The 20,316-nt window shown below is 36.1% G+C and carries 8 protein-coding genes and 1 tRNA gene; 3 read left to right on the top strand and 6 right to left on the bottom strand.

The window, feature by feature from the left end; genetic code table 11:
* Positions 1-894: 894 nt before the first annotated feature.
* Positions 895-1,074, bottom strand: a complete 180-nt coding sequence (rpmF, locus tag HBA_RS01405; protein WP_097032262.1) for a 50S ribosomal protein L32 — start codon at positions 1,072-1,074, stop codon at positions 895-897.
* Between the two features lie 710 nt (positions 1,075-1,784).
* Entirely contained in the window at positions 1,785-2,753 is a 969-nt protein-coding gene (gene rluC / locus HBA_RS01400; protein ID WP_097032261.1) for a 23S rRNA pseudouridine(955/2504/2580) synthase RluC, read from the bottom strand.
* A 314-nt stretch (positions 2,754-3,067) separates the two neighbouring features.
* Between rluC and HBA_RS03470 the strand changes: the two genes are divergently transcribed.
* The 3 genes from HBA_RS03470 (at position 3,068) to HBA_RS03465 (ending at position 8,872) form a co-directional block, all read left to right on the top strand.
* Positions 3,068-3,238: a hypothetical protein gene (locus HBA_RS03470; RefSeq protein ID WP_157774247.1), complete on the top strand. Its 171-nt coding sequence runs from the start codon at positions 3,068-3,070 to the stop codon at positions 3,236-3,238.
* A 74-nt stretch (positions 3,239-3,312) separates the two neighbouring features.
* On the top strand, positions 3,313-6,531 hold the full coding sequence (gene rne, locus HBA_RS01395) for a ribonuclease E (protein ID WP_097032260.1): 3,219 nt from the start codon (positions 3,313-3,315) through the stop codon (positions 6,529-6,531).
* 2,182 nt (positions 6,532-8,713) lie between these two features.
* Complete coding sequence (locus tag HBA_RS03465; RefSeq protein WP_157774246.1) at positions 8,714-8,872, top strand: hypothetical protein; 159 nt, start codon at positions 8,714-8,716, stop codon at positions 8,870-8,872.
* A 616-nt stretch (positions 8,873-9,488) separates the two neighbouring features.
* Here the strand turns inward: HBA_RS03465 and HBA_RS03460 are convergent.
* From HBA_RS03460 to HBA_RS01380, 4 genes are all read right to left on the bottom strand, one after another.
* Positions 9,489-9,635 (bottom strand): hypothetical protein, encoded by a 147-nt coding sequence (locus tag HBA_RS03460; RefSeq protein ID WP_157774245.1) that lies wholly within the window; start codon positions 9,633-9,635, stop codon positions 9,489-9,491.
* A 2,990-nt stretch (positions 9,636-12,625) separates the two neighbouring features.
* A tRNA-Pro gene (locus HBA_RS01390) sits at positions 12,626-12,699 on the bottom strand.
* Positions 12,700-18,521: 5,822 nt separating this feature from the next.
* The gene (gene rpoH / locus HBA_RS01385; protein ID WP_097032259.1) at positions 18,522-19,382 is read right to left on the bottom strand and encodes an RNA polymerase sigma factor RpoH; all 861 of its coding nucleotides are present in this window, start codon (positions 19,380-19,382) and stop codon (positions 18,522-18,524) included.
* Positions 19,383-19,983: 601 nt separating this feature from the next.
* Complete coding sequence (locus HBA_RS01380; protein WP_097032258.1) at positions 19,984-20,241, bottom strand: hypothetical protein; 258 nt, start codon at positions 20,239-20,241, stop codon at positions 19,984-19,986.
* Between the last annotated feature and the right edge of the window lie 75 nt (positions 20,242-20,316).

Raw genomic sequence — 20,316 nt, 5'->3', positions numbered from 1 at the left:
TTGCCTGTTCAATAGAGGCGGTAAAAGCGTGATGGTTTACCGCCCCTGTGGATTTTAATTACAGTCCTTCGCAAAAATATAAGGCAAGCACCATTATATTAGTCCGTATTTAGTTGACCTAATTTACGAATTAAGAGACGTTTCATCCAGCCTTGACACATTGCATAAATCATTCAGTCCGGCATGCCGCTTTCCCCAGAGAATTTTAGCAAATTACAAAAACTCTGTTCTTTAATTTCACGTTATCTGAAAGTTATCACAGACTAGGAAATCGTTTTTTACTTACAATTATTGACTTTTAAAATAGCCAAACTTGTTTGGTAAACATACCGTAACAACGCCAATACATGATAAATAGGCTAGAGGAGGTTTTTGGTTTCTTTATCCTGATATTTATAAGCACTACGTGCGAATTCCTTACCCCACGATATATGCAGACATTACCGTATCCATTACGGTAACTTTTATCAGCATAAAGTCATTAACCTTGAAGATGTTGATGAATAAATTCATCACACTTCTTGCCCTACTTGATAGCACAAAATCACCATGAACTCCGGATGTTTATATGCGATTAAAGACTTTTTAACCACCTCAGTTTAGTCCACTCGCGTTAACACAAATGAAATGTCTCGCGGTAGTACCGTATGGTTTTGTAGCGGCTCGGCATTCAGTAAATAATAATCGCTACCAGCGAACAATGAACTTAACTCGCTCAAGCAAAACGAAATCCATTTCACATAAAGAATTAATTACCGCAGGTTTGCCAAGAAACATAGTTCAAGTCGCGTATATAATTTTACGCCATGCAATGCTGATGGCGCTATCAGGTCAGAATCGCTGTATACAAAAAATTAAATCTAACGCAATGTTTAGACATTTTAATATATCGCCTTAGAAATTTGACTTAACGATAACTTTACGACCGCGGTAAAAACCTTCAGCGGTGATGTGATGACGCAAGTGAGTTTCACCGGAAACTTGATCTACTGATATAGTAGAACTGATCACCGTATCGTGAGAACGACGCATACCCCTTTTAGAACGGGTAGATTTGTTTTGTTGTACGGCCATAACCCTTACTCCTCGATGACTTATTTTAAAACTAGCTAATACAAAATAGATTAAGTTTTTTCACCTTAGCAGATGGTTTACTAGATTTATGTTTCTATTAAATAAACTTTATAATGCTCAGAATCATGTAACGACGACATGGTAGAATAGACAATAGCTTTATGAGCTAAATTTGGTTACCTAAATGAATATACGTAAACCACTGCGTACACTTCCGAAACAACTTTAATCTGGTAGTCAACAACGACCAGATTAAAACTGAATACCATATGAATCTCATGCAAGAAAAGTTAACTGCAAAGTCGGTAACAACAATTTACTTATAGGTAACAATCACTGCTAACAGCTAATTATTTCTACAGAAAATCATAACTTTTTTGAATAGGTTGCGCATATTTACTTTGTAATACACTCTATTCAGAGACAATGATGCATTGTACCGTTTCTGAAATTATCATTTTTGACTCCGGGTCGCTTAAAATACGAAAGTTATTTTAATACTATGGATAACAGTCTAATAATAAAATCTTTAACCCTACATTTTACTTATTAAGTATCATGCCTTCACGATGGCCATCGTAAAAGCACTATCTTTGCGCCGATCGCTATTCCAATCAACCGATAATTAATTATGATAAGTTTTGTGTTTAAACGGCTACATTAATGAGTAAAAACTAAGTAGACGCAATCTAACTATCATGATTATAGAATCATTGCTGCTGCTTGTGATAGACGCGCAGATGCAGCAAACATTGGTGCAACGTAGCATCTAATGGCGCTGTTATTCTAAAAGTTTTACCACTGTCAGGATGCTCAAAACGAAGCGCGACTGCGTGTAAGAACAAGCGATTTAGACCACACTCTTTTAGTTTCTGCTTAAACCTACCACTGTCTCCGTATCGATCATCAAACGCAATAGGATGCCCAGCATATTGGGCATGAACACGAATTTGATGGGTACGCCCAGTGACAAGACTCGCTCGGACTAGCGTAGCTAACGTAAACCGCTCCTCAACTTTAAAACGGGTTTCCGACGGTTTACCATCGTTACTGACCCGCACGATTCGTTCACCTCTGTTGCATATATTCTTTAGTAGGGGAGCTGTAACCGTTTTGACATGGGACTGCCACTGACCGCGCACTAGCGCAAGATAATCCTTTTGCATGCTCTTGGCGCGCAATTGCTCATGCAGGGCGAACAGCGCCGATCGTTTTTTAGCCACTAATAACACCCCTGACGTATCCCGATCCAGGCGGTGAACTAGCTCCAAAAAGCATGTATCGGGATTTAAGGCACGTAATCCCTCAATAACGCCAAAAGTCAAACCGCTACCGCCATGTACAGCCGTTCCAGATGGTTTGTTCAGAATAAGTAGATAATCATCTTCATAAAGTACGGCGTCATTTAACGAATGTACTTTAGCCATCTCGGTAGACGTAAACATTTGCTTTTCATTTAACCCCAGCACTGGCGGGACACGTACTTTATCATTATTTTGCAGCTTGTATATCGGCCTTACCCTCTTTTTATTAACTCGCACTTCACCTTTACGCACGATGCGATAAATTATACTCTTAGGCAATCCTTTTAGGTACCTAAGCAAAAAATTATCGATCCGCTGACCAGCGTCGTCTAAAGAGATATTGATAAAATGTACACCAAGCTTATTTCTATTCATAAGTCAAAATTCTAAATATATTGACACCATAGCAAGACTTCTTTTTATGTGCTTAACTGTATGGTTTCATCGGCAAAAGATTTTCTAGACCAATAGCCTAGTTACATGATTGTGTGAGAACCTATCCGTTGATGGGTAGTTTAAAACTTGTTATCAATAGATATTAGGCGTATTGCTATATTCGCATCAGCAGTGAAATAATACACTCACTTTCCATGCTTCGCGTCTAGCTTGCTAATTACGAAATACTTAATTTTCTGGTTTAACATAACGCGGAGATAAATAAAATAATTAATAGTAAACAGATTATCTAAATGAACAATTGCAGCTTGGTCGGCAAAAGGAATCTGTTCTGGCAACAACCATCAGACGTCATTCCCCTTATCAAAGTGCTGTTTCTCGTTATAGGTAAACAGGCTACCGAAGTAATGCTCTCTTTAGCAAGCTACAAACATGAGGTTAACAGTTTTCGCCAAGTCACGTAGTTGATGGTGATAGAATACTCGACCACACGTTTGCCACCATTCTGCTTTTAATGTATAAAAATGAGTAAGTCACGATGAAAAGAATGTTAATTAATGCAAGTCAACAGGAAGAGTTGCGCGTTGCTCTAGTAGATGGCCAACGGCTGTATGATCTTAATATTGAAAGCCCCGGGCATCAGCAGAAAAAAGCCAACATTTACAAGGGTAAAATAACTCGTATTGAACCAAGTCTGGAAGCAGTATTTGTAGATTATGGCGCCCAGCGCCACGGTTTTCTTCCCCTTAAGGAAATTTCCCACGAATATTTTCCTCTTGAATATTATATTCACGGCAAAACCAACATCAAAGATATGCTGCGAGAAGGCCAGGAAATCATCGTACAAGTGGATAAAGAAGAACGGGGTAATAAAGGCGCGGCACTGACAACCTTTATTAGCCTAGCTGGCAGTTATCTAGTGCTTATGCCAAACAATCCACGAGCAGGCGGGATTTCGCGTCGCATCGAAGGCGACGACCGTATAGAATTAAAAGAAATACTTTCCTCCCTTGAACTACCTGACGGTATGGGGCTCATAGTCCGCACTGCGGGTGTTGGTAAATCAGCTGATGAGCTGCAATGGGATCTTGCTTTTCGTCTCAAACATTGGCAGGCAATTAAAAAAGTCGCCGAAGGCCGCCCAGCACCGTTTTTAATTCATCAAGAAAGTAATGTTATTGTTCGCGCTTTCCGCGATTATTTACGGTCTGATATTGGAGAAATCCTAATTGATAATCCTAAGATTCTTGACCTAGCAAAAGAGCATATTGCGTCGCTTGGCCGCCCTGATTTTATAGGCAAAATTAAACTTTACAGCGGTGAAATTCCTCTCTTTAGTCATTACCAGATAGAATCCCAGATTGAATCAGCATTTCAGCGTGAAGTGCGGTTACCATCCGGAGGCTCTATTGTTATTGACACCACCGAGGCCTTAACCGCCATTGATATTAACTCTGCGCGTTCAACCCGCGGCGGCGATATCGAAGAAACCGCTTTTAATACCAACCTTGAAGCAGCCGATGAAATCGCACGTCAGCTGCGCCTGCGAGACCTGGGAGGTTTAATTGTAATCGACTTTATAGATATGACGCCAGTACGTCACCAGCGTGAAGTGGAAAACTGCCTGCGCGAGTCAGTACGCCAGGACCGTGCTCGCATACAAATTGGCCGCATCTCCCGCTTTGGCCTGCTAGAACTCTCCCGTCAGCGTTTAAGCCCATCACTAGGTGAATCTAGCCATCATGTTTGCCCACGCTGCGGTGGCACCGGTACTATCCGTGATAATGGATCTCTTTCCCTTTCTATATTAAGGCTTATCAAAGAAGAAGCTCTAAAAGAGAATACCCACGAAGTGCATGCCATAGTACCAGTTCCCATCGCTTCTTATTTATTGAATGAAAAACGCGAAGCCATAAATGCAATCGAGAAACACCAAGGTGGTGTAAGAGCAATTATAGTACCGAATGATCAAATGCAAACTCCGCATTACGCAGTTCTACGTGTTCGCAAGGGCGAAGAGGCCCCTACCCTAAGCTATTTATTGCCGCAATTACATGAGGCAGAAATAATCCATCCGCCTGAGGCACTATCAACAGGGCGTAAACGCCCCCAGCAACCTGCCCTGGCAACTTTTGTAATGTCTAATCCGCCGCTTATCAGCGAAAAACGGACTGCTGATGAAACTGCAGTATACACGACTTCAGCCAACGCTAAGGAAATCACGAGCAATTCCCTTGGCTTGCTTGCCCGCTTGATCACTAGCTTCAAATCATTAATCAGTGCACCAATGCAACAACCGGAAACCAATTCCGCTGAAACAGTCATTCAAGAGTCGACTACCGAAATTGACACACCGCGACTCCAAACGCGTAAGAATCGCCGCAGTCAACGCCGACAAAATTACCGGAGCGAGAACAATAATGAACCGACTTGCGTTGGTACGGAAAATTGCCAGACGAAAAAGAGCCGTGCTGATAGTCGTGACGATAAGCCAATTAAGCGGCTCCATGACGTCACAGAGACACAAACTATGCGTAATATGATTGGCGAAATACGGCAAGAAGAGAAAGTACAACAACCGTGCTATGAACTACGTCAATATTGTCAACAGCCACCCCAGCAGAAACTAAAAATACAACAAAATGCTGATCAAAAGATAAAAACAACGTTACAGCCCGTTCGGTTAATACCTGCTAATAATAACGAGACAAAAAGTTCCGTTACCTCACATAATGAGGTGATGGAAATACACGATGGCTATACTGTTATCGGTACGAAAGGCAAGAAAAACGTCAAAGACAAACGACATGGCAATGAGGATAATATACCGAAACGCTTCCGTCGTATCATTAATCACTTGCACAACACCGCACAACGCCGGCGGTGTTATCGTGATGAACTTTATTCACATCCATCGCAGCAGGTGCTGATTACTAGCACAACGATGGAACCAAAAATGAACTCAGGTAAATCCTGTATGAGCTATCTCGCCAGCCACATTAAACATCCTAAACAAAATACGGATACCGATGCAGCCCTGCATCATGCACAGAAGGATTTTACCGTTATAACTTCAGGCGAAGTTGAGGTAGCAATAGTCAGCAATACGTTAATAAACCAACAACTACCGCAGTCAATGATAGTTCCGCTGGTGCCATCACATAAGCAAGATACTAGCACTAATGCAGTAAAGCCGGTGAACACCCCCGATAAACAGCAATTAGCACAATGTAAGATTCAGCCATCCACATTCCCCGACAGCTGTGATATATCGTCAACCGCTAAAAAAAATATTGTGCCGGTAGACCCACGCGACGAAGCCTATAACAATGCAATCCACAGTAACAAAACAGAACCGCTATCGGTTAACCCGCGCAATGTAAAACGTGTCGCTTATTCCATCTCGTCAACAGTCACGGTTGCACCCAACGAGAATTACGGTATCTCGCAGGTAATACCATCTTTAGTAACTCAAGACACCACCTTTTATACGTCACCGCCTGTTGGCCTACCGCTGACGCAGGAAAAATACCCATCGCTAACAATGAAACAAACAACCATATCACGCTTTAAGCACCATGCCAGTGCACCTATGACTAAAGCATCAGCGCCAATTTATACTCCTTCGTCGCTGCCTAATAGCGATTGGCAGCGACCAAATTACTGTTTCAACGGTCGTGGCGCCGCAGGCGGGCACGCTGCAGATAAACAGGCAGCTGCTCCGGCTATCCGACCAACCGCTCTAGATCCACTGTAAAGAATCACAACCAAAAACCCCATATTTACGGGTTTTTGGTTGTTCACACTGCATTTTATTGATAAGCCAAAAATAATGCAACAAGAGAGCCTTACGCTTACTCTTAATCAGAGTTACACATTTTTGACTAAATTAACCAGAAGTATTAAAATGCAAAAACTGGTCAATTACCTATTTTATTTAACAAATTCTATGGTAAATATGAATAATAATTCATAGGCACCGTCAGGCGTAGGAGGTATTGAAGTCTACGTCTAATTCGAGCAATGTTACTACCCAATTATTAGCTCTACATCATCTTAATGTTACTGGTATTTATCTCCTCCTCCAATTCGAGATTATACAGACGATCGGCATGCTATTACTAATATATTATCAATTGAAGGAAAGAATATTAATACCTTTGAACGCGAAAAGCGTTTTTTGCACAAAATGACGAGCATTTAATGCTATTGTCTAGCGTTTAAAAATCATTTCCACCCACAAAGGTCGTTAACTGTGTGCTAGCCAACTATGATTATTATGAAGCTATCATTTATTTTTAAATAATAAACATATTCTGAAGGAAGTAGCATTGAAAATTTACTACATACTAACTCTTAAACATAACGTCACCTGAGCTAAAAGGTAGCTGGTATTGTGATCTGCGGTAACTAGAGGTTATAAAATTTTTATCTGTACCGATACCGCAACGCATACAAAATGACGTAAAATTAGGCAAGGCTTATTGCCGGTATAGTTTCAACCGTCCCCCTGACGTTCTGTAAGCTTATCGATGGGGGCTAGAGAACGCATTATCAACTCACATGACATATTATGGAATAACTGCTATGATTTTTAGTGTTAAATATCCGTTATGCTAGTAGCACCTGATGGCACTACGCTTTTTTATGGTATGCTTCTTCGAAGCAGGTTTCTTATATCCTGTTCTCAGCACGAATTATAACCGACCCTAAAAAGGTAATATCTTAATTTGTGCTTTAAATCCGCATTTATATTTGCGAATTGGCACTCAGCAACTAGCTATAACTTAATCTTTAATGCACAGACCGATGAACAACTCACGTTACATCGTGACCTAATGTATTATGTGAGGTTACTATGGAAATAATGTTACTATCTTTGATAGATAAGCAGCTAAAATCACAGTCTTATTTTACTACAGATTGTATTTTTAATAATACAATTGAGCATTAGGCTCATTGTGCTGGCAATGCCATGGGCAGAAAACTACTTTGGATAAGTATAAAATATAAAAAATATATGCAATTTGGTATTACGATCTAAGCGTGTAAAAGACTAATCATTGTGCATAAATTTTAGCTTAAAACTCCGTAACCTTTTAAGGTTTAATGTTTTATTTTAAAGTGTGGTATCACTCTTCATAGTCATCAAGTTAAGCTGTACAAGCGCATTAGATTTTTTATGCGGTTTTCAATTTATATTTGAAGTAAATGTTGCACACAGGTAAAGATTGATGACTAAAAAACTAAAATAATAAATTCAGCCATACTCCATCAGTCTTTACGGTATAGCATATGCTAGACTAGAGTAATATTAATTAAAAACTACTAGGATGATTTCGCGTCTATATTAAGTATTAATAGCTTGAATAATCATATTACCAATAAAGAATTGAAGGTCAGCATCCCCTACTACTTGGTAGACCTCGTTTTAAAATACTTAAACCACACGTTAAGTCTCCGTACTATCGCGCACAATTCAAAAAACCTAAAAAGAGTAATGCGAATAATTTTACGATATGGCTGATACTTGTTATAAATATAGATAAAACTTGCTTTTCCGTTTGGCTAAAATTCTATAAGGCTATTATAAACAAATAGATATATCATGATAACATCACATAATATAGTTTATATATAAGAATGACAGGCGCGGATGTTGGCCGACAACAAACCGCGTACGACCATTTATTTTTAAAGTCATTTTACTTTAAGCAACCAGCAAAAGTTACGTTACAATTTTTATCAAGCGCTTACGGAAATGCAAGTATTCGATCGCATCTATTATTGCTACAGAAGTAATTAACGCACAAATTAGTATGCAACGAAAATGTTTTAGAATCTTGCAAAAGATGCTGTACTACGCGTGTTAAAAGTGAAATAGACAACGATGGGACGGGGCGTTGAGCGACGATAGCAAATCTTTTGGAGCACTACGCATGAAGTTCGACTACGCCTCGTTGCTGACGGCACTCAAAGATCCTATATTTAATCTGGCCAATATCGGACATTATCTGAAAACTGAAAACGCTAATGTAATGGCGGATAATGCAAATGCACTTTTGTTGATTTATAAAACTACCATGAATGTTAGGTAGGTTATTTTGACCAGACTATTTAAATTCCATTCAGTACGTTCTGTAAATAATTACCGATGGTGGTGAATATTTTACGGTACTATAAAATAAAAAATATTTTTTATTGCACCGGCGGAATCCGCTGCGAAAAAGGTAGAGCCCGTTATACTACTACATAATGGTTTTTAAATGTATATCAAGTAGAAGGCGTGGTATTCAATAAAATTTATCGGCAAAATTTTTGTATTTAATTAACGTCTGGGCAAAACTATAACGCCAGATATAATTGCCAATACCACCAATGAGTTGCCCCTCTGATAGCTATACCAATTGCAGTAATCAAGGTTACATTGTTTTGTTTATCCAGTGCCCTATTTGTAACAAAAATATAATGGCTGCTGTAGCATATAACTACCAGAAGAAGCTATATCTTCCAAGAAGCGGCAAAATGCCAATAAAACAAAATTACTGCCTCACCTTAGGAAAAGTGAGCATTATCTCAAACCCAAACGCTGATAAATTAAAAGCCATGGCTAATTTGATCGGATATCATCAATATATTTTTATGACCAAGACGCGTATCAGGAATAAGATTCCAAGCAATAGATAAATCATAAGTGCATGACTAATTTCCAAGTTACGTTTCACCAGGAAACATGCGCAAAATCAAAATATTTTCACACAATCCTTGATCTAAGACACCAAAAATTTTGCGATAATAAAGCAAGATAATGCGATGACCATCATCAATTTTACCCTCCTTAAATATATTCTCTAAAACCATTAAGTTATCAACAGTAATGCTGTTTTAACGTTTAACGTAACGATAACGTTAAAAAATATTTTGGTTAAATCGCTTGCTTGTTTCTTGACAAGCAAGCATTTTATATTATGATTAGGATAACATTAATCGCTTGAATCAACACTCTAATAACAAACAATAGTTTTTATTTTGATATGAACTATCTTCATACTTCGTTTTTCTAGTAATAAGTGTAAACGAGGTATTAATTATAAGTACATTTAATTTGTTTTCAATGGCATAAAAAGTTGAACACCACCCCATTAGTCGTATGGCTAATGACAATGAAATCGTACTTATTAATATAATACCCCTTGATCGTATTTTAACGACTACCACGCCAGAAAGAAATAAATATATTTATGGCCTATAAATACGTAATTTACTTTCTATATACAATAAAACTAACGAAAAATCAATTCATATAAGTAAGATTATAGTTAATACGAAAATAACAGAACTAATGTTTGCAATAACCCAGATGTTCCATTGCTTATATTTTGACAATGCTGAACTTCGCAAATACCGTGTTCGAATATAAAATAATGCTTCTTAACGATATTAATTATTAGATATAACGTAGGTTAATTTAAAATAACAGTAACTTACATCAGTAATATCTTTATCAACTAACCGATGAATATAAATAATTTTCTTTTCTATATACTTTTTACTTCTTGTAATTAGTATGATTATAAGATTTCTTCTTCTCTGGATCCAGGAATATTTTTATTATACCCACTTTTATTTTTCAATGAAACACTGGCGTCTAATGAGTGATATCGTTAAGGACGACACTGTCAGTACATTGTATGTATAGTCGCGTACTGCGCACTATCGCAGCGATTAATTTTGCAATAACGAGGGAAGGCTGGCATCACTGGCATTAGGCAACAAAACACACTTTTTGTTAATTTTAAAATATTTTATATCAATGCGATACTGTTTTAGATCTGTTATATAACACAAGGTTATATTTTAACAAACAGTTGATCTATTTTTATTCAAGCTAAAAGAAATAGATCTTTAAAATAACCACCTAGTATGCTATTCGCTTATGCATTAATAACTAACTTAAGAACATTTCTGATAATAACTTTTCGTTATCATAATATTATTCAGAAAGTTATAGTATTTTTTGGGATAAATACAGGTAATATGATAAAGTAAATAATAACTTCTTTCTCTTCATACATTTTAGTGGAAAGTTTCATTATCTTAGTAAAAACACAAGAAAAGCTCATATAGCAAGGGTACACATAATAAAAAATTTTATGAGTTACACATCTAACTAAATTCTTTAATTAGAAGACGATTCCTAATCAGTTCGAAGATATGATTTATTGTTTAATAACTTCCTAGGAAGGATAACAGAAAATTAGCATATTTAGCGAAATATAACTTTTATGCGTTTTTTATTAAAACTTTTTTCATAAGACCCCTTCTGCAAAAGGGCAACTAATATTCATGCTTTACTATTAATAGCTATAGGGGCAAAGTAAGTCGGTAAAACAATTTAGATGAAATGAAAATACAGCGCCATAAAAGTCAGCAATCTAGCGATCTATGCGATGCGGTATTTCTAATGTAGCAACGATATAAAAACTGGCCACTAAATTTCAGTTATTGCGTTTATTATATTACTTATAAGTGCATGATAAGTAAGTACTTCATTACTAACTGTAGAATAAAAATATTCGAAATAATTTTCGACTAACTTTACACTCACTAAAGCTAGGCGTTAACTACAAACGGTAAACTTTCAACTATTAATAACTTAATAAAAACTATGCCTCGCAAAGAAAAGAACAAAAAGTCGCACAATTAACATAACCCCCAAAACAAGTTTGGCTTTATGTCTATGAAATAGGGATACAGCATTAATAAACACAAAATAAAACCTGTAAAATACTAAGGTGTTCTCGATATCAAATTTATGCAACGATTTTCGATAATCTACAAGTTTAAAAACTAATATCTAGTTAGATTTCTACGCTATATTTTTGATGCTTAGCTCGTCATGCAAAACACAGAGCTTCTGGCAGAAAGAAGCCTTTGACACAACTTAGCAGTAGCTTATTGATGCCAGAAGCAAAGCTTTGTATTATACGCCTTGTTATACTTATAGAGGGAAATTCAGATGAATTATTGTTTGGCAGACAGCAAATGCAAAAGCTCTAGCTATAGCCAGTCCTGAGTGCTGGCTCACAAATATCAATACGAAGGCAAAGCACACAATAAAATATTACCTCTTTTAAATCGTAAAGTTGCGGTAACACAATCTGTTTAGATCTAGTGTAGTGACTTATTAATATTTAGATAAAAGAATGATGAATTTATCTGCTGAGCAATAATGCTGAATTTATTTTCCTCCTTTCCAATAGGTAGCTAAGCGATATCGACCTATACATATTTTGTGTAGTTTTGGCGTTTAACCGTTAAAGCGCTTCAAATAGCCATATAGATATATAGCTAAATATATTTAAAGTATATTATATTAATTGTAATCTACAGCGACTAAGAAAAAGTTACAATGTCAGCGCCGTAAATACTCTAGCAGCGGCTGGAACTGTGGCCTTATTAGATAACGTAAGCATATGATCTGAAAAAGTAACTACTAGTATAGTAGATTAATTACATCTCTTTTATATAAAAACCTAAAGATAGAATCTAAGTACCGAAGACAAGCACCGAAAGTAAAACCTTATTAAAGTGGTATATACTACTATATTAAAAAGTATTACAAATACCATTAGGTTTTACTGCGAATTAAATCAGCTATTTCCATACACAGTATCGAAATATAGTCATATTAATTCACCATGGCAGTTGAGTAGAATATTGCGGTAGTTGAAGTAATGAATAAGTAAAGTATGACAGAAGTGATAAGTAAAAAAACCACTTCGCCATAAAAATAACCCTTCGTGAATAGCAGTATAATCAATCACGTTTAATTATTGTAGATGAATCAATCGGCATGAGAGGATTCGAACCTCCGACCCCCGACACCCCATGACGGTGCGCTACCAGGCTGCGCTACATGCCGAACACATTGGTAATCATATTAAAACTTTCACGTTATTAACGCAAGAATCGACCCAAACGATTGCTTGAATTTTACTAATTAAGTTAGCAATAAAGAATTTTTATTCTTTAGCACTTACAATAACAGCAGTAGTTTTCTAGTGCTGTTCATGTCGTTAAGGTTAACAGTATAATAACTTTTATTGTTACTCAACAAAATATTTCTCTTGGCACGTGGTCATGACTAACTAATGTTTATCTGTAATCAGTGCCCAATCCTTACTAAGGTGAGTAGCAAAAGATCTTTTTACTTTTTTCATAGTGATCAACGTGGTTTGTTATTATACATCTGACGCTGTATAAGCATTACAGGTGATATCGTTATAATTATTGATTTATTATATAATTTGCTCCTACCCTAGATCAATGCACTATTAGAGACATCTGTAACTATGAGCGATTAAAACAGGTAACACTATCGTGTGCAATACGCTCCGTTGTTATTATATTTAAAATCAATGATGGCGATGATAATAACTACGGTGTTGTTTAGATCGTAGCAATTTTGCAGATGATATAGCATTTTGAGCTCAAGTGTTATATATGCAAATACTAAACTCTTTATTGGTAACTCTTGAGTTTAGCAACGTGCTTGAATATGTAATATATAACGTAAGCCTTTGGCAGTAACCGTTTTAGGTTAACAATCCTGTTTGTTTAAGTTATGTTAAAGTACCAAAATTTAGATATTGCAAAATCCCGTTTAAATAAAAGACAGCAATTACATAAATATATCCCGCATAAAACAGTGCTGACCTGATTTACTAGGGATGCTAGCCTAAGAAGGTCTAAGAAATCAAAATTACGGTCTAACTTGTTATCACGTAATACATTAATAGTAATAATGAATATTTAACTTGTTGCTAACAATCATCGTTAACAATTACTAACCTTGAAAGATAATACACTAACGTCAAAACTAACTGGTCCCAAAGCAAAATTAACCACCTCTAAAGGCAGCGATGAGCGTCTGGCACAGTCCATGGCATTTTATAAACGAAGTTGCTTATTATTAGGATAAAACAACAGTAAATGGACTTGCTGTAGTAATAAAACGATCATATTCGTAGCAACTCAAATATAAGTTAACTGAGCTACAAAAATACTTACTAAGAAGTAAGTCAATTACTTACCGATATGATCGCGATTGAAACTAGATATTATTTATCAGATTTGGGCGACAAATAACATTTTCAATAAAAGTATTAGCAATATGCTAATAAAAATTAATTACTAGTCACGAGACCATCTTGGTCTGATTCCATTTTATTACTTAATTCCCACCCATGGTGTTAATTTTTTATAAAATGAAGAATAAAAACTAACAATTACGGAAACACCGCTACGAAAATGATAGTCAACACCATCAGAGATGGTATTACGTAAAGCTAAGAAAGCTAAAATAGCCAAGCGAGATAGCAGTGCATATGATTGGCAATCAGCAAGCCAGAGGAACATTACGAGACAAATAAATTTTAACTATTCTAGTACTAAAATAAATAAGATACTAAAAAATAAGCACGTTACTTAAGCTAATAATTTGGTATACATGACCACTGGTGCAATAAAAACTTGTTACCATAAGTATTTCTGCTTTAGCTTGTATTTAATTAGTGTCTTTAAAATAACTAAAAGCGTGCTACTGACATTAATTTTATGGCTTTTGATCATACGGTTTCAATTACATTCATAAAATTATCAGTGCTAAAACTAGCAATGAACAATATTTTCTAGTAATCTCGCGCATATCAGGCAAAACAAGAGCTTTAGCTGTTTATCATCTGTATTGTGATACCTGTATAATATTTATTATCTATATTATATGTTATAGTCAAACATAGTAAAGGTTAGACTACCTTTTCCGTTATTGTATTTTTTAACCATTGCAATATTTTATGGTCAACCCGCAAGCGCAAACTATTCTGTATGTGGTAGTCAATTAGTAATATCTTTTATTTGATTCTTTATGGAATAATCACTCTGATACATTTTATACTCAATCCCCATCAAAACAATAGGGCAGATAGCACTATAATACTTTGTGATATAGTACATACTGCTTTAGTAAGGTTTTGCTTTCGATGCCTGTCTTAAGCACTTATTATATCTTTAGGTTTTCTATAAAAAGAAATAACATTAAGCTGTTATTCTAGTAGTTACTAGGCAAGCTTATATACTTGCGTTATCTGATAACACCACAGTCTCAACTAATGCTGGTATTTATGGCTGACATTGTGGCTGTCTTTTTTGGTAGCTGTAGAGAGAACAAAATAAAACTTCAAACATACCTACCACGCAACTCTCTGGACATTTAAAGCACTTTAACGGTTAAACACCTGAAGCTATACAAAAATATGTGAGGTCGATATCGCTTAACTACCTATTTCATGGGGGAGAGAATCCAGCAGCATAATTGTTAAGCAGATAAACCCATCACTTTCCTATCTAAATATTAATAATATTGCTACACTAGATCTAAATAAGTTGTGTTACTATCATCTTACGATCCAAAAGAAGCGGTACTTTACTGTGTGCTTTGCCTCAGCATTGATATTTATTAATCAGCACTCAGAGAGACTGGTGATAGCCAGAGTTTTTTATCTGCTTGTCGGGCGAACTAACTGCTAATCTTGCCTCCTAAGTATCATATATATAACCTTAAGATAAAGAAGATCTATATCTTGCGATGACAAAACTGTTGCTAGTATACCAAATATTTTCTAGGCTAAGAACTGCGTTTACATGACAAGCTAAGCATCAAATGCATGAAGCTAGATATGCCATGCTCAAATATTTACTGGGATAAATATCAAAATACAGCGCAAAAATGTGACTCAATATTTTGTTTTACAACAACAAAATCGTTAAGTAATTGTAATATTACGAATATCCAGCAATTGATGGCAAAATCACTAACATTTATGGCTTTAAAATATCTTCATCAAGAATAATGTTAGAATAAAACCAATTTGGTCGTTTCTAGTTGAGATTAAATTGTCATTATTTTCTTATTTGATTACTTATAAATTATTTAAAATTAGCATCATGTGCTAAAATTAATTAGCCATTTTAGGATAAAACTAGCCGCCAAACGGCATGCATATGCATAATAAAACCTAAAATAACTGATAAATATCCAGTGATGTGCAATAATAATCACTATTTATAATATAAATACATAATCACCAAAACACATCATAAACAATAAGCAAAGAGTCAACATATCAAACAGGCTTAGCTGTTTTATCATAGCTAAGAGTCATTGTTTAGTCATTGAGAGCTCACTATCGACTCGATAAAATAATATTTTTACTAAATTATCAATAATTAAGAATATTATTTAATGCGCTACAAATATCACCAATTTATCCCGGTGCAACAATAGCAATAAATTAACGTGATTATGACCTAAACTCGACTAATACATTAAATATGTAAATAGATAGCAATGTATGTTAAAAGATACAAACTATATAATTTATAATTATTGACAAAAAGCTAATAAACAATGAGATGCAACCTCAATTGAAAAAAACGATAAACCTAGCTGTTACCGTTAATGGCTCGAGCCTCTATCAACTAACAGAATATATATAAATATCAGTTTTGCCAGAAAAAAATAAAAAGTTGTAGCTGATTTTCTTCAACTTTATGATTACAAACATTAACCACCAACAACGTTTGTTTAGTGTTGTTGATATGATTGCATTGATTGCCAAGACTGTTAAGTCAATAGCTAACAATCCCGAATCTGGAACTAAACAAAAATAGCTGCATTACCACGCCACATAGACGGCGGCGTCACGGCATAGAAAAAGCAAATAGATGCGTATGGTAAAACCATACGGGGACACTCAATCATTGTCGCAAATAAGAAGCCAACTACAACCTCACAGTAGATTTACTATACATTAAATAAAATAGTAGTATGAATCGATAAACAAGCAGCATAAATGCACCGGTATAGACAAAAATTAAAATAGACTAAATTCTTTGACTATTTTCAAAGAAAACCATAACCCCTTTTCAGAACTTCAGCAAAAATATCATAGTCACCCGCCAGCTTGCTAGATACCCTTGATTATATATACAGGTAGTGATAAAATACAGAGTCATTCAAGGACAAGATAGTGCACGCTAATCATGATTATGCTCTCCTTCGCTTGAAGTTGCTGCGCACGTAAAAAACAATGCGGACAACAATATTTTGTATATTTATTTTAAAAACAGTGCAATTCTTGTTCACCGCTTATTACTAATTTGCGTAATTTTGCCACAGCACATTACCTTTTATGAAAGGTAAGTAATAGTTTATCCAGCATGTTGCTGATGGCGGTGATATCAGCGACCATAATTGTAGTCGTAATAGCACTTGATATATTCATGATATCAACAACGGTGGGTACGGCAGATAACCGATCTGATCACACCATTCATAGAATATTTTCAGTTTGATCAAAGAAATATAGAAACTACGCTACAATCTGATCGGTTTTTAGGCTTTTATTAATTAATATCTAAATAGGCTGGCATCGCTAATTATTGAGTTTGTGATACGACCTAAACAATCGCGACATTGTAATGTATCATGACAATGTCGTAACTTCATTTAGCTTATTATCTGCTCGATCGGTGGCGAGCCTGAATAGGCAACGATTATAATATATTCGAAGCCAAAAAATCTATCTTTGTTATATAGATGCGTGTAATTGTGAGCTAAATAATTACCAATGACATTTTTAATGGCATATTTGATAGAAAATAGATGTATTTAATCTCTAGCGAGTATCCAAAAATCAAATAAACAGCCGTATAAGTAAAACGCCGCACTAGCACGTCACAAGTAATAATAATTGCTAAGAGATTAAATTTTCAATAAAGATTTAGTCTTTATATATCAAGGGGGAATCTAGGGTCTTGTATTGCAACTTGACTGTGCGTCTGTCTGAAATCAGTTGCTGCTAAGAATTCGTGATGGTTGCTCCGAGTGTAAGCGCGTTCTTGTAAAGGCGTCGTTCTTGTGGCAAGTTATCAACTTGAAGAATATTTTGATCAGCTAAAGAATTAGATAAGCGGATTTACTATTGCTAATTTTGCCGTAATGTAATACGATCTTAATCGTAGCACAAAAGAAAACTTATCATTACCAGTGCTCAGCAGAGCAATAATTAATTGATTAACTATTACTTCATGAACTTGCAAAATAGCCAGTTAGACTTCAGCTTACCCCTAAGCATATAATCAAAACCAAATATTGTGGCCAATACAATATGCAATAATTTATGGGCACTGTCTTGAAACTAGAGAGTTTCAGCTAGCAACTATTTTCCCAGTTTATATTCCTCATGGCATAATAAAAAGAATTTTTCTATCGCTTATACGGTTTTAATTGACAATTAACATTAAGCAAGTCACATAGCAGCACGGAGCAAAAAAAGGAAGGTTGCTCTATTCAATTTCAAAAAAACTAAAGTCGTTAACAACCTATAACTATATTAACGGTAAGAGTTTAGGCAATCTTCGCCGATGTATGTAGATTGAGATTACGTAATATCCGTAAAAAACCTGTGAAACTAACGCGTTAACTTCTCTTGTAAGGCAAGAGAAATCTTTTTTATTTGTTAAATAACATTATTGCTAAATGACCGATATCGCATATCATTCTGTCATAGAGCTTAAAACAAAATAGATAATGACTTATCTATAGTTATTGATAAGAAACATATGGTTATAGACTACACGAATGTTGTAATACGCATGTAAATAGAAATCACAGTACTGTCATTAAGCCTCAATTGCAAAACGCATTTTCTTCATGGCATTCTTTTCAAGTTGTCGCACGCGCTCAGCGGAAACTCCATATCGATCTGCTAACTCCTGCAAAGTGCTTTTTTTGTCTGCATCTAGCCAGCGCGCACGAATAATTTCTTGGCTGCGTTTATCGAGACCTTCCAGTGCAGGAATGAGCTTCTCGGTGGCATTATCGTCCCAGTTATCGTCTTCTATGACGTCGGCAAAATCGAACGTTTTATCCTGCAAGTAAAGCATGGGTGCCATCAACTGCCCTTCGCGAGTCTCATCATCTTCCGGAGTTGGATCAAGCGTCATATCCTGCGCGGACATGCGGGATTCCATCTCACGTACATCCTTATTAGTTACCCCCAACTCTTTTGCAACCATTTCTACTTCGTCCTGGTTAAACCAGCCCAGACGCTGCTTGGTTTTACGCAAATTAAAAAACAGTTTGCGTTGCGCTTTAGTAGTAGCCACTTTCACAATCCGCCAATTACGCAGCACGTATTCATGAATTTCTGCCTTAATCCAGTGGATTGCAAACGATACAAGCCGCACGCCCATTTCCGGATTAAAACGGCGCACGGCTTTCATTAGGCCAATATTCCCTTCCTGAATCAGGTCAGCCTGAGGAAGACCATATCCGGAATAATTGTGCGCAATATGAACAACAAAGCGCAGGTGAGGAAGAATAAGCAGCTTGGCCGCCTCCAAATCACCCTGGTAATGTAGCTGTTTAGCCAGTGTTTTCTCTTCTTCAGCCGTCAGCATTTTATAAGTATTTACAGCACTGACATAAGCTTCTAAACTTCCTTGGGGCACATAGGCTACAATTTGCATATCTTTTATCATTTATGACCTCTTACTAGAAACTAAGGACGCCATTCTTATAATAATTACACAAGACGTGACTTGCCGTACTTGAATGATATACATATAATAAGACTGCGATATCGTCTAGTAGTTCAACAACTATAAGATTTTATCTTAATCTTACTAAAGATATTCGTAACGTATGAATAGTCGTAAACATTTTACTAGTAGCCAAACAGGTAGAAAACCTACCAATGCTGACTGAAATCAATAACAAAAAGATGGTTTCATTCCAACTTAAGCTATTGCGGTACGCATGCCTTACTTAAACACCCACAATAGATTTTTAATCAATGATTATAGCTGCGAAGTCTAGCGTGCCAGACAAAATTAAAACAGCACTGCATTCTCCCGTTTAAAACTGTTTGTAGGATACACTCATTAATGGCAACGATCAACTTCATGACGTTGATGGTCGTCGCGCCAAATGACAATATTTAACAGAATGTTTTTACCGATAATTCATAACTACCCTGATTACCATCAGGATGGTTATCCTAGATAATAGATTATACCTAACAGATCACAATAAGCGCTGATAATACGGGCAGGCAAACTATCATCTATATTGCAATTTTGTCTACCCCAAAAGAACTTTATCGATGATAAAGTTTGAGCGCCACAGTCGAAATACGTCCTCAGCGCGGAGTTCTTCTAAAAAAGAACCTTTGGTTAAATTAATCACAACTAACAACAGTGGATTTTTGCCCGTAATGTCTATCGCAGTGGCAAAAATAAAAATAGTTGAGTAGCGCAACAAGCGTCTTAGATTTTGCCATATTTGCCTTTCCCTCCCTTTGAGGGCATTGCGTTTAACCAGCTTATTTAACCCTCGCATCTTGGCAAGATCTATTCGTAAATATTTTAAGCTTGATTATTACACTATAAAATTACGCGCGTTATCTAACTAAAA

This window comes from Sodalis endosymbiont of Henestaris halophilus (assembly GCF_900161835.1).
In the GTDB taxonomy this organism is placed as follows: Bacteria; Pseudomonadota; Gammaproteobacteria; order Enterobacterales; family Enterobacteriaceae.
This window is presented reverse-complemented; position numbering and strand designations above follow the sequence as displayed.